General features: G+C 53.6%; 17 protein-coding genes. 4 read left to right on the forward strand and 13 right to left on the reverse strand.

Annotated features, from left to right (window positions below; all coding sequences use genetic code 11):
• From IGX34_RS04495 to IGX34_RS04520, 6 genes are all read right to left on the reverse strand, one after another.
• Positions 1-399 carry a hypothetical protein gene (locus IGX34_RS04495; RefSeq protein WP_192554447.1) on the reverse strand — a complete coding sequence of 133 codons (399 nt, stop codon included), beginning with the start codon at positions 397-399 and terminating at the stop codon, positions 1-3.
• Positions 400-481: 82 nt separating this feature from the next.
• Entirely contained in the window at positions 482-745 is a 264-nt protein-coding gene (locus IGX34_RS04500; protein ID WP_192554448.1) for a helix-turn-helix transcriptional regulator, read from the reverse strand.
• Between the two features lie 140 nt (positions 746-885).
• Positions 886-1,968 (reverse strand): hypothetical protein, encoded by a 1,083-nt coding sequence (locus IGX34_RS04505; RefSeq protein WP_192554449.1) that lies wholly within the window; start codon positions 1,966-1,968, stop codon positions 886-888.
• Between the two features lie 146 nt (positions 1,969-2,114).
• Positions 2,115-2,414: a hypothetical protein gene (locus tag IGX34_RS04510; protein ID WP_192554450.1), complete on the reverse strand. Its 300-nt coding sequence runs from the start codon at positions 2,412-2,414 to the stop codon at positions 2,115-2,117.
• Between the two features lie 54 nt (positions 2,415-2,468).
• Positions 2,469-2,774, reverse strand: coding sequence for a hypothetical protein (locus IGX34_RS04515; RefSeq protein WP_192554451.1), 306 nt, complete (start codon positions 2,772-2,774; stop codon positions 2,469-2,471).
• A gap of 2 nt (positions 2,775-2,776) precedes the next feature.
• On the reverse strand, positions 2,777-3,106 hold the full coding sequence (locus IGX34_RS04520) for a hypothetical protein (RefSeq protein WP_192554452.1): 330 nt from the start codon (positions 3,104-3,106) through the stop codon (positions 2,777-2,779).
• Between the two features lie 399 nt (positions 3,107-3,505).
• Here IGX34_RS04520 and IGX34_RS04525 point away from each other — a divergent pair, with 399 nt between their 5' ends.
• Positions 3,506-3,733: a hypothetical protein gene (locus IGX34_RS04525; RefSeq protein ID WP_192554453.1), complete on the forward strand. Its 228-nt coding sequence runs from the start codon at positions 3,506-3,508 to the stop codon at positions 3,731-3,733.
• A gap of 422 nt (positions 3,734-4,155) precedes the next feature.
• Here IGX34_RS04525 and IGX34_RS04530 read toward each other — a convergent pair whose 3' ends face one another.
• Complete coding sequence (locus tag IGX34_RS04530) at positions 4,156-4,614, reverse strand: Lrp/AsnC family transcriptional regulator (RefSeq protein WP_192554454.1); 459 nt, start codon at positions 4,612-4,614, stop codon at positions 4,156-4,158.
• A 157-nt stretch (positions 4,615-4,771) separates the two neighbouring features.
• Here IGX34_RS04530 and IGX34_RS04535 point away from each other — a divergent pair, with 157 nt between their 5' ends.
• On the forward strand, positions 4,772-4,999 hold the full coding sequence (locus tag IGX34_RS04535) for a hypothetical protein (protein WP_192554455.1): 228 nt from the start codon (positions 4,772-4,774) through the stop codon (positions 4,997-4,999).
• Positions 5,000-5,514: 515 nt separating this feature from the next.
• Here IGX34_RS04535 and IGX34_RS04540 read toward each other — a convergent pair.
• The 5 genes from IGX34_RS04540 to IGX34_RS04560 all read right to left on the reverse strand — a co-directional run bounded on the left by IGX34_RS04540 (position 5,515) and on the right by IGX34_RS04560 (position 8,855).
• Positions 5,515-5,751 carry a hypothetical protein gene (locus IGX34_RS04540; protein ID WP_192554456.1) on the reverse strand — a complete coding sequence of 79 codons (237 nt, stop codon included), beginning with the start codon at positions 5,749-5,751 and terminating at the stop codon, positions 5,515-5,517.
• Positions 5,752-6,512: 761 nt separating this feature from the next.
• Positions 6,513-6,749: a hypothetical protein gene (locus IGX34_RS04545; RefSeq protein ID WP_192554457.1), complete on the reverse strand. Its 237-nt coding sequence runs from the start codon at positions 6,747-6,749 to the stop codon at positions 6,513-6,515.
• Between the two features lie 8 nt (positions 6,750-6,757).
• Positions 6,758-6,991: a hypothetical protein gene (locus IGX34_RS04550; RefSeq protein ID WP_192554458.1), complete on the reverse strand. Its 234-nt coding sequence runs from the start codon at positions 6,989-6,991 to the stop codon at positions 6,758-6,760.
• Positions 6,992-7,848: 857 nt separating this feature from the next.
• Complete coding sequence (locus tag IGX34_RS04555; RefSeq protein ID WP_192554459.1) at positions 7,849-8,043, reverse strand: hypothetical protein; 195 nt, start codon at positions 8,041-8,043, stop codon at positions 7,849-7,851.
• Positions 8,044-8,402: 359 nt separating this feature from the next.
• Complete coding sequence (locus IGX34_RS04560) at positions 8,403-8,855, reverse strand: fasciclin domain-containing protein (RefSeq protein ID WP_192554460.1); 453 nt, start codon at positions 8,853-8,855, stop codon at positions 8,403-8,405.
• Between the two features lie 283 nt (positions 8,856-9,138).
• Here IGX34_RS04560 and IGX34_RS04565 point away from each other — a divergent pair, with 283 nt between their 5' ends.
• Positions 9,139-9,360: a TonB-dependent receptor gene (locus tag IGX34_RS04565; protein WP_192554461.1), complete on the forward strand. Its 222-nt coding sequence runs from the start codon at positions 9,139-9,141 to the stop codon at positions 9,358-9,360.
• Positions 9,361-9,401: 41 nt separating this feature from the next.
• Here the strand turns inward: IGX34_RS04565 and IGX34_RS04570 are convergent, their stop codons facing one another.
• Complete coding sequence (locus IGX34_RS04570) at positions 9,402-10,709, reverse strand: PAS domain-containing sensor histidine kinase (protein WP_192554462.1); 1,308 nt, start codon at positions 10,707-10,709, stop codon at positions 9,402-9,404.
• Positions 10,710-10,787: 78 nt separating this feature from the next.
• Here IGX34_RS04570 and IGX34_RS04575 point away from each other — a divergent pair, with 78 nt between their 5' ends.
• A complete protein-coding gene (locus IGX34_RS04575; protein WP_192554463.1) occupies positions 10,788-11,156 on the forward strand; it encodes a response regulator in 369 nt (122 codons plus the stop codon).
• The last annotated feature ends 225 nt before the right edge of the window (positions 11,157-11,381 follow it).

Here is an 11,381-nt window from a genome sequence, read left to right on the forward strand (position 1 = left end):
CTATACCCCGTGCAACTGGAGCACATGGAAGGTTGTGGTGACCGCGGCCGCTGGTATCCAGCCGTGGCAGAACGCCAGCACCAATGCCGACTTCACCTGACGGCGGATCCGAAGACCGAGCTTGGCTTCCATGCGCTCGATTTGCTCGGGAGAGCGCTCCGTGATCGCGCAGCGGAATTGCTCCCAATGGACGGCCGCGTCTTCCTGATTGCCGGCGGCCTGAGCGGCGGCACAGGCCTGCCCGAGGCGTTTGATGCGACGCTCGAGCTGCAGATCACGGAGCCGCGCCGTCGCTGATGCGTTGCGGTTAGTGGTAGGATTTGTGCGTCCGCCAAGACGATTGCCTTCATTGAAGCCAGCCCTTACCGGCTGGCTTCGTCGTATCTGGGAGGGGGTCATTGCTGGCACCCCGCTATCAGTAAAACCAGGATGGCGAGCAGGAAGACGGTCACCGGTGCAATGGAATGCCTTGGTGCGATCATCATGCAGCCACCTTTTCCAGATAAGCGCGGATATCTTCGACGCGCCAGGCGGTGATGCGCTCACCCAGCTTTACCGGCTTGGGGAATTTGCCATCACGTACCCACTGCCAGAGTGTGCTGGCGCTCACCGGCACTAAGGCGGGTAGGCCAGGATTGTCCTTAGACGGCTTCTTACCGATGATCTGCGGCTGACGCAGATAGCCGGTGGCTGGCAGTAGTGCGCCCTGATGAATTGGGCCAGTCGCAGGCGATTGCGTATACATGATATCGCTTCCAGTTCATCGCCGCCGGGTGGCGGCGCATGACCCCGGACGGGGCGACATCCATCAAATCTCAACAACTATGGGTGAGTGCAACTGTGGGGTATAGGGTATTTTTCCCCATACCCTACCCCAGCTCGTACCTAGGTTGCGTCCTTGATTCGTCCGTCTTTACGCAGGCGCTTCCAGGCGTCATTGAACTGGTGGTCGCTCAGTCCACTTACCGCGACATGGTCTCGTACATCCTTTTTTATGCCTGGTTTACCGCGCTTTTGAGCAGGAAGCTTGAGGGGGTCATAATTAAGCAGCCTAATGGCTTCGAGAACTGCCTTTTCGTTCTGCTGGCTGACAGGTACTGCCCTACTCGGCTTCGAGGCAGGTGATGCATCAAGCCTGTTATTGAGTAGTGCCTCCACATCATCCCTTCGGAATAGCAAATCATCATCTGTGGGGGTGTCATGCCAGCCATGAGCCGGTACGAATGAAAGGCTATCTGGCGGTGTATCTATGCAACCTTCGGTTGTCGGATAGCGCAATGCAAAGTAATTTTTCGGGACTCCACGGTCTGTCCACGGGACGAATACGCTTTCGCTGATCCACCACGAGGGCGGCGTGACTCTCACTGGACTGACAAAACGCCCGGCGCGGGCCCAACGTATCAAGGTATCCCTGGTCAATCGCACTGTTCCAGAAAGTGCGAAGTGCGGGAAGTCTGGGTCAGATGGATCTACGGGCAGGATATGATCTAACAGCACTCCTTGAATGGATACACCATCGTCGCCCAATTGCTCTGGGTGAATCACGCATTCCGCTCCCTGGATGCCATTGGTATTACGCCAATCACCCCATAGGGGTCCATGAGGGAAGGCAATAAACCATCCGTTCCATGGCTTGAGCATGTATAGCTTTGAGCGAAGATCGTGGCGCCTCGTCCACTCGCTTCCATCCTTACGGGTATCTAGCAAGTCAGCCAAAAGTCGTCCGCCACCATTGGTCTTATCACAATTCAAATATCCCATCACCTCATCGTTCATCTTGTCCTTGTCCGACTCGTGAAAGAGGCCAGATAGGAAGTCAGCGAGAAATAGCTTGGAGCCTGATCGAAGATAGCCAGGCAGAGTCACTTTGCCCTCCTCAATGGCTCGGCAGAAGTTATCTCTTGCCACCCCAAGTGCTCCCAATGTCTCAGTTAGAGATAAATAGTCGGAGAGTGATTGGATGGACACGCGCGCTCCTTCAAGCGCCCTTCAAATGGGAGCCGCGCCAGCCACGGAAGGTGCGTGGTTTTCGGGGATCAGCCTAGGCGCGGCATAAACCGATTACACATAACCTAGCAAGTCATTCTGCGCATTGCATGTTTCGTGACGGGCACTTATTTGCGGGCCCTCTCCAGGTCGGCTTGAACAGCCTCGCAGAGATTCTTTGCCATCTCAACGAAGTGGCGTATGCCGAAGATCATCGATTGATCTTCAAGAGGAACATCTGCACAGAATCCCAAAATGAGTTTGTTGAGCATGGCTTCCGCGGAGTCAAGAAAGACGGACGCATCGCTTGCCATAGACTCTGCTGACGTGTCCGATGACACGTTATAGGTTCCTGAAAACTGGAAAAATTTGCGAGCGTTATCTGTTTCGGCAGGGGTAACTGCGATGTTCTCTGGCTTCATGTTCATGGTCTACCTCTGAGATTGGAGAGAAGCAAGGGCGTTCCGCTACACCGATTTGTCTCAGTTCAAAATCTCTAGGGCATCGGTAAGGTTTTTAACCATTTCGAGTTGGAACAGTACTCCGAACAGCATTGCCGGCACCTGTTTATGCGCGTCTGCGCTCATCTGACTCCCTTTGTTTGACATGCCATCGATCACTGCCTGCACGGTTTGAATTACGCCGTCCAGCAGGCAGCTGGCATCACTTGCAAGATCCGTAGGCTTTGAAGATGGGTCGATGCAATAGCGCCCATTGAGCGAAAAGAACTCTTTAGCAATGATGGTATTCGCGGGAGCGTTCATTTGATCACCTCGCTGATGTTTCATGGTCACAGTCCCTTCTGGGTCAGTTCATCCATGTAAGCCGTGATCGGCACGCCACCCTTCACCAGCGTCCAGTCCCCCTGCTGCGTGCAGGGTCTGCGCATGAAGTCAAGCAACGCTGAGGCGTATGCCTCGCTGTGTCCGCCGTCGACGAACAGGTCGAAAATCTCGCGTTCGGTGTTGGCCAGGTGGCGATCGCGCGCCGACGTGGTATTCCCGGAGGCGGCATCAAAGATGCGCGCATCGTCGCCTTCTTCGTCCCAGTGCTGGAACACCAGTGCGAACAGGCGGTCGGCCGGTTGCTGGAGATTCGAGGTAATTGTGTTGGTTGCCATAGCTCAGCCCTCTAGTGAGCCACCAAAGCCATTGCGGCAAGGGTGGCGGACGTGCAGGGTTGGCGAACCGGTTCAGAAGGTCACCGGCCAGCCCGAAGGCTGCCCTGCACGCCCGCCATAGAAAGCGGGTTGCTACGCAACGGGCACAAAAAAAGCGCCATCGGCGCCGTTGCGCCTTCTGAAAATCAGGTCGCCAAACCTGGCCCCCGAATTGGCGGGGACGGGAAGAGAGTGCTACCGTTCCAGGCGAAATGCAAGGGGTCGCATCTGTGGAAAAGGGCTGTACACAGAAAAACGCCATACGGTACATATTTCCAAGATTAGACCTGCACCATGTTTTCGGTGAAAGAAAAAACTCACCGCCTACTTTTCGTTCGCACCTGATGCAAGGAGTGTAAAATGTTTTCAGATAAGCCGATTTCAGATACGTATGCGATCTACAACGCGTACACTGATCAGATAAAAAAAATCTATGACGATTTCGCTGGCTTACTTTTTAGCGAACAAGGCAACCCGGCATCGGAAGCCGAGGCGAAACAGAACTTTGTTGAAAGAATAAATGCTGCTCGAAAGGGAAGAGACCTAGCTCTTTCCATATTGCCGCCAGATCCGAATCCAGCCAAGTGAATCTCGTGCTGAACGCGGCACGGATGCCAAACCTGGTCCCCAGATGTACAGGGGCGAATGCAGAAGGCTACTGTCGTGAAATGGTGTCAGGCATAAGGGGGAGACGCATGCCATACGAAACGACTGAGCACAGGGGCATCGAAATCAGGTATGGCTACAACATCCATACCGATGGCTATAGGGCCAATTTTACGCTTCCTTCGGAACGGCAGCGAAGGCCGAATTTTCCGCGAGCTTTGCAGATGAACTTTCCGGAAGCTGTGGAGCCTGGAAAGAACCATACTGATGCAGATTCAGCTGGTGAAGCAATCGCGGTGGCTTGTCGGAAAATTGATAGCTACTTGGGACAGGAATAGTTGTGTGTCTAGCAAGCTCCGATATTGCCGTGCATCACGCTACCAACATTTCGGCCCAAGCATGGCTCACATGGGTTCGACCGGCGGCGGCCGGCGTCTGATGATCTGGCCTTTGACGGTGATGGCTGTGCTGATGGTGGCATCGGTCGCCAGTCGCTCCACGATACTGTCGAGATGTTTCATGGATCGTGCGAATAGCCGCGCTATAAAGTAGTCATCACCCGAGACTTTGTCGCATTCCACGATTTCCGGAGTGCCCTCGATCAGCTTCTCCACGGGCTTCATGCGGCCCGGCATTGGGCGTATTTGCACAATTGCCTGCAGTGAGTAACCGAGCGCCTCCGGAACGAGCTCTGTGGTGTAGCGGCAAATGAAGCCGTTTTCCTCCAGGCGTTGCACCCGTTCTTGTACTTGGGCCGCAGATAAGTGAAGGCGGCGTCCCAGTTCCTGGAAGGGAGCGCGCGCGCGGCCGGCCAGCTCCTTGAGAAGCAAGCAGTCGACGAGGTCGATCTTGGAAAATGGCATGTCCATATCCTGCCCAGGGTAGTTACAAATGATAGATCACCGCCGTTCTTTTACGCATGGATAGTGGACATTGCGCGTGACCGTATCTGGCTATCGCAATCAATTACGATTGAGGCCCGCCTCCGACTCATAGCAGTCGCAACCATTTCTGAGATTAATGAAAACTCGCAAGCAGCTCCGCGAAATCCTCGACGACATTGAGGCCACCGTTCCCGAGGCAAAGAGGCGGCACGCAGACGACATTGAGTTCCTCGCGGAAATTCGCAGCATGGTGCAGCTTGCGATCCTTTCCGCCGGCAGTGAGGATAAGGACTGGGTGATCGCCCAGGTGGACGCGTTGTTGATGAGTCACGGCATACCTGTAACGGTGTGGTCGACCCAATGACCCAGCGAGTGAATCCGCATGCCGTGTGAAGTTGTTACGTCCGCTTTAGACCCAAAGCCGAAACCAAGTTAGACACACTATGGCTTGGCTGGCTTGAAAACCTCAATTTCGTTTAGGATCCTGCGTGCATCTCCCATGATCTTTTCGCCCAAGGGGGCATAAGGATTTGGACGAGACGGATCTTGTATTTGATAGATCAATTGGACCAACCGCATAGCAGTTTCGCGCAGTTGATCGTAATCCGTTGGGCGGTTGATCTGGGTTCCGATTGACGTAGACATGGGTAAACCCTAGTTGGCGTTGTCATAGAGTGTAGCCAGTCCCTGGTTAGTGAGTTTGGCGTCCGCCGATATTGGGGGGATAACCTGTATCGGGCGTATGCAACCACGGACCAGATGGATATATCCCGGGCGATTCCGGATACCAATCGCAACACGCTATGGCAACGTCCCTATGGAAGGAAACCCGTGGGCAAAGTAGTCGCCGACCACTACTAACCGATACCACTTCCACTTTTAGTGGAAGAGCCGAGCGTCGCCTGGACCCACGTAGGCATCCATGCGTTCATATATTTTTTGACGAAGGGATAATTCGCAAGTCGCGGCTTCTTCTCGACATGCAAAGTGGCCGGTGATGAAAGTAACGGCACCTTCATCGTCTTCGATGCTTGCCGACCAGGCTAGCGTTGCCCCTTCGCGTCGATAGATGGCGATGTAGATCAGGCCTCTGTATGAACCTTTGATCTCAGGCATCGGAGCCTCCTGCAAAACTTATGTCTTTTCGAGCTGCATAAAGTGATGTCAACACGTTGTAGAAAAAAAGGCCCGCAAATGCAGGCCTTCTTTTTGCGCACGTCTTGTGGTTCAGCGCAACGCTGCATCAGCGCTTTGTCGTGCCTTCTTGATCGGCGGATGGCTGACCCTGAGAAGGGGCTTCCTTGTCCTTATGCGGGGCGCCCTGCTGCTCCCGTTCTTTCGAGGACCCATCATCATTCCCCGCCTGTTTGGCCGGTTGAGCAGGGTTGTGGGATGGGTTGGAGGGGCCTTGGTTATTCATCTGAAAATCCTCTGCTTCACTGATTCCGGAGGAACCTGAGCGAGCTTCATCACGGTGACACGTCTCTTGTTACGTGCCCGTTCTTTATCGGTGACAAGTGGCATTCATGGTGTCAACTTACAGCCGGGCCTGTATCCATTCTCTCTTTATCCATCGCTCTATCGCAGATACCAATTTGTCATCCGCCATTCTGGTAAATCGATTCACGTAAGTCGGCCCATTTGGGATGACAAGCTTGACGTTAAGAGAGCCTTTTTCTCCGCGTGCAATGTGTGCTTGTAGGGCATCGCCACGCGCGTCTCTCACCGTTAGTACCCGCGTTAGCTCGGTATCCATATTTTCTCACGGAGGTGTCAGGGATCCACGTATATCGTGATACTTCCGAGGCGATGCCCGGTGACGACGCGTGCTTTGATTCGAAGCAGAATGTATTTTCTGGAAATATCGTCGATGCCATTCAATGCGGGTTGGTAATGCCAGGGATTGTTAGAGCATGGATGGCGCGCTCTTTCAATTCCACGATGATGGCTTCTTCCAGCGTCGACCCCGCCGGCGCTTTCACGCGAAAGCTTCCCATTTGCCCCTTTAGGTCCGATAGGATTACATCCCATGTACGCGTATCCAGGTCGACAAGCGAGCAGATCGCTTGCAACTCCTGGCCCCGCTCATCCCACACTCGTAGGTGAAGTTCCATGGTGTTGCCTACTTGCCGTCGGCGGTCTGTTTGAGAGTCGTTTTGGAGCTTTTCGCATCGGCGGCCGTTACGGCCTCTTTTGATCGACGGACAATTGGCGTGTTTCCAAGCACCTCAATATGGCCACCAGCCTTATTGAATGCATCTATGTCTGACGCAATGCGCTCGCTGGTGAGCAACAACCTGGAGGAGCCGCTGCCGGTGTAGGTGCCTCCCGCAGTGGACTGGCGATGACTAGACATGACGGCTCCTGCTTGATAAGCATCAATCTTTCAGGTGGATTGGTTAATGCTCGCCAGTAGAACGAGCGTTGCATTGCTGAATACGACGGACATCCCAGCGTCAGAATCGGGATGATGTTTCGCCCAGCGCGAATCTTTCACTGGTCATCCACTGGCCTTCATCGTTCGTCATCAGTGATAGCTCGCTACATACGGCCATCAGTGCGCCTCGTTGCTTGATCCGGCCTTCCAGGGCCATGCCTAACATGACGGTCTGACTAGGCGACAATCCTCCACCCATCGATACTCTTGGAATGGTCTCAAGTGTTTCCAACTGCCTATTGGCAAAAATCCTGGCGATTCTGGATTTAAGGCGAAAGATGGGCTCTGATGGCTCTGGAGTGAAATAAACGACACCGCGGGAATAACCCACGCGCGCTAATGCGATCTCGAAAGGTGATGAAAATGCGCATATTGCGGCAAGCAACCTAAAGGTTTCTTTAGTCCATTCACCTGACGAACAGTGGCCGGCCCGAATGGCTATATGAGTTCCAAGTGATCGAGTCGAAGACCTATCGTATCGATGGCGTAAGTCTCCAAATAGAAGGTCGACCTCGGGTAACCGGAGCGCAAGCAGTGTGTTGGTGGCGAATGAGTTGTGCATGGATGCTTCTACTGACGCCATGGATGGAGGATGAACTGGGCCCATGTTGTCTTGCGCTCGATGCTTTTTTGCCCCTGCTGCAGCAAGTGACGATGTTGTTCAAGCTCACCTGGGCATCCTTGCCCTCAGCGGAGATTCCTTCTCAGTGAGGGCGTCCTGCCGAGCTGAGACACGTTAGGCCCAGGGGATGAAGGCTCCACTGGTCGATTAACCGTCAGTATTTTTTCTTATTGCTCGAAAAATTAGAGTGCAGCGGCGAGCGTCCTGAAAGCACCGGATCGCGGACATAGGCTGAAGTTTTCGAATATCGAATTGCTTCTGCATCAACCGCCTTGTTCTTGGGATCGCTCCCGGATGCATAGACACTATGAATCTGGGCCGCTGATAGCGGCTCAACATTGCGTGGCATGGTCGATTTGCCTGAGAAGATGATCGCGAAAGTGCGCGACAACACTGGAGAGGACCCTACGGAGCGAGAGGTAGGGTAAGACTCATAGGCGACAACATGCGATCGCAGGTGAGATGCCGGGCAAGTTGCGCTCGACGTTGATCCATCTTGCGCTCGTATGGCTTAAATAGCAATTTTTGAAATATGCAGCGAAATCATGGTCATGGTGATATCTGGTACGAGTGACGTGAGAGGGGCACAACTTCTTCATTCTCACAGGGGCGTCCACGCCCGCTGATGGGCGTCCTTCCCGTGAAGGCATCCTAGCCAGCCAATCACCTCCCCTTATGACGAGACCACCCAACACAAACCTACGTTGGTTAGCGCTTTCTGGATACAAGAACCGTGTCGATGGCATGGATGACGCCATTGCTTGATGTTATGTCTTGCTGAGTAATCTTGGCACCCGCGATGCTAAGCGCTTCGTCATCTTTCGTTATCGGAGCTTTTTGGCCTTGCATCATCGTTGGCGCGGTCAATTTCTCGACTTCAACGGCTGATGCCCTACCTGGCAGAACGTGATACTTCAACACGGAAATTAGCTCAGCTCTGTTTTCCGGCTTGAACCAGCTATCGAGCATTCCCTGGGGGAGCTTCGCGAAAGCGGCATCCGTTGGTGCGAAGAAAGTAAAAGGCCCAGAGCTTTTCAGAATGCTCGCCAAATCAGCCGCGTCGATAGCCTTTCCCAGTGTTTGGAAGGAGCCGTTCGCCACTGCTGTATCCACAATGTTCGTGGAGGAAGCTTGCGAGGTGTTGGAGTCATGGGTAGACATGATTTCGCCTTGAGTGGTAATCCGCGCAGCGGATTTTGAGCGGACAGAACCGCAGCCCCAGCTTGGAGGTTGGGGAGATACTCAGTTGGCGTTAGGGAATAGGACCGCGCGGCTGAGACGCTCGGGCAGCATGCGCTTGCAGTTGTTAGCTGGGTGTAATTTGACGATGCGACGCGTTGACAGGATTTAGCGGATGTCACACACCTGGCCGGAGTTCGCTCGCCAGCACCGCTCCGGGCTCAATAAAGGAATATGCTGAGGCAAATTGTCCAGGGGAGCATCCATGGCTATCGTTTCTGGCAAGACAAAAAATGGATATACGTATGAGGGAGACTATCAACATGCAAACTCTGACCGTGTGACGTGGACAGCCACTTACAGGCTAGAAGGCCATTTCTATGGCATGCGGCACGGCCGCATTGATCAGCTTGGGGGCGCTTCAGTGAGCGACGTTGACGATGCTGTAAAAGACGATATTGAATCGACGTGGACGAAGCCTGGCTAAGCTAAGGTGGCGCTTCCACTTTCCTGCAGCATCGGGATTGCCTAAGCGCACTCGATCGCGTCCACGATTGGGAACATCAGGCGGATGCTTGTTCCTTTGCCGGCTTCGGATTCAACTTCCACGAAGCCATGCGCACCTCGTACTGTACTATAGATCTGTGCCATCCCCAGCCCCGTCCCCTTGCCCGGCGGCTTGGTTGTGAAAAAAGGCTCAAACATACGGCTTAATGTCGCTGCAGACATCCCTTCTCCCGAATCCTTCACCTCTACAAAAGCATAATCACCCTCGGTCTTATTAACGGAAATGTCTTCCTTCGCGACGTGGTGCTTTCCGAATGAAATGATGATTTCACCATGCCCGCGGCAGGCATCTCTCGCGTTGATACACAGATTCATGAAGCTTTGCTCAATCGAATGCATGTCTGCCACGATGCATAACCTTTCACTACAGTCGCAAAGGCTGATTGTCATCGTTGCTCCAACACTGTGCTTAATGAGCGGCAATATGTCTTTGATCGCTTCATCGAGAAGCAATGGTGCTGCCTTGTAAGGGTGAATCCTGGCAAACGCCAAAAGGCGACTGGCAATGACCCCAGCATGGGAGGCTGCATCCAATGCATATTTTAGAAATTTCTTTTGCCGTTCGGACATTGCCTCTGGTTTGTCGATCACTGCACTGAGCGAAGAGACACAGGCTTGAAGCATGTTGTTGAAGTCGTGTGCCAGTCCTGCAACGAGCTGCCCGATGGCCTCTCCCTTTTGTGCTTGATAAGCAGCCATCTCCGCAACTTGATGTGCCGCAGTGGACAAGTCCAGGCGTGATTGGAGCTCAAGGTTGACAGCATCTAAGGCATCCTGGTTTTCAAGGGATAGTTCCAGACGCTTTTCAAGATCTTCGCCATGCTGGACTGACTCCCTGCGATGCTCCCTCATATCGTTTAGCTGATGCTGCAGGGCTTCATTGAGCAGTCGGAGCGCCTTTTCGGCGTTCAGGCTCTCGGTGATGTCTCGGCTAACAGCCAGGACCGCCTCAACCTCTCCTAAAACACCTGTTAATGGTGCAACCGTCACGCGCCAGATACGTTGTTCACCTTTGAAAGTCGGACACGCCTCGGTAAGGCGTGTCGTGAATCCCTGCTTGGCGTCGGAAACTGCCTTTTCGATTGCAGTTTGCGCAGGCGAGGGCCATAGTGACGACCACACTTTTCCGACAATGATGTCGTCAGACTCTGCATGTAGAAGCTTACGGCCAAAACTGTTTATCGATTTCACACGGCCATCGAAACCGATTTCATTTACGCAGTCCTCGGACAACTCGACAATTTGCTTGAGGTAGTGGCGGTCTGGCAAGCGAAGATCCTCACGTAGCGGCCATCTTCCTTCACGACTTGAAGGCATCTCTTAACCCCCATTGCCTCCGGAAGTCCAATGTCTCGCAGTGTGGCTGCAATCGTTCTTATTGCCGAGGACTCTGAGCCTGTGCGTGAACTGGCCAGAGAGGCGCTGGAGGACGAAGGCTATCACGTCATTGATTTCAGTGATGGGATAAAGGCACTCGCGTTATTGAAGGGAGAGCAAGTTGTTGATCTTCTCTTCACTGACGTGATGATGCCGGGTGGAATGGATGGCATAGAATTGGCGGTGCGGGCTCGAAAGTTTCGGCATGGACTTAAAGTTTTGGTGACGTCCGGCCAGCCATATGTTGATACCAGCGCTATAGAAGGCGCCATCTATTTGCCGAAGCCTTATCGACTGACGGAGATGCTTCAAGCCGTTCGACGCACGATTGCACAGTGACGATGGATGTTCGAATCCAGTCCGCTTCATTCAATGGCGTACCGGGACGCCGCTCTTCCAGGTATTGGGATCGGTGGTAAGCGGTCCTGAGCTGACCTGAAATTTCTGGTCCAGATCCAAAGTTCATAGACTTATGACGAGGAGACTGGACGATGCCCAAGAAACGCTTTAGTTCCGAAGAGATCATCCACAAGCTGCGCGAGGCCGAGGTGCTTTCCTCGCAGG

The organism is Dyella acidiphila (genome assembly GCF_014863405.1).
Lineage (GTDB): Bacteria > Pseudomonadota > Gammaproteobacteria > Xanthomonadales > Rhodanobacteraceae > Dyella_B > Dyella_B acidiphila.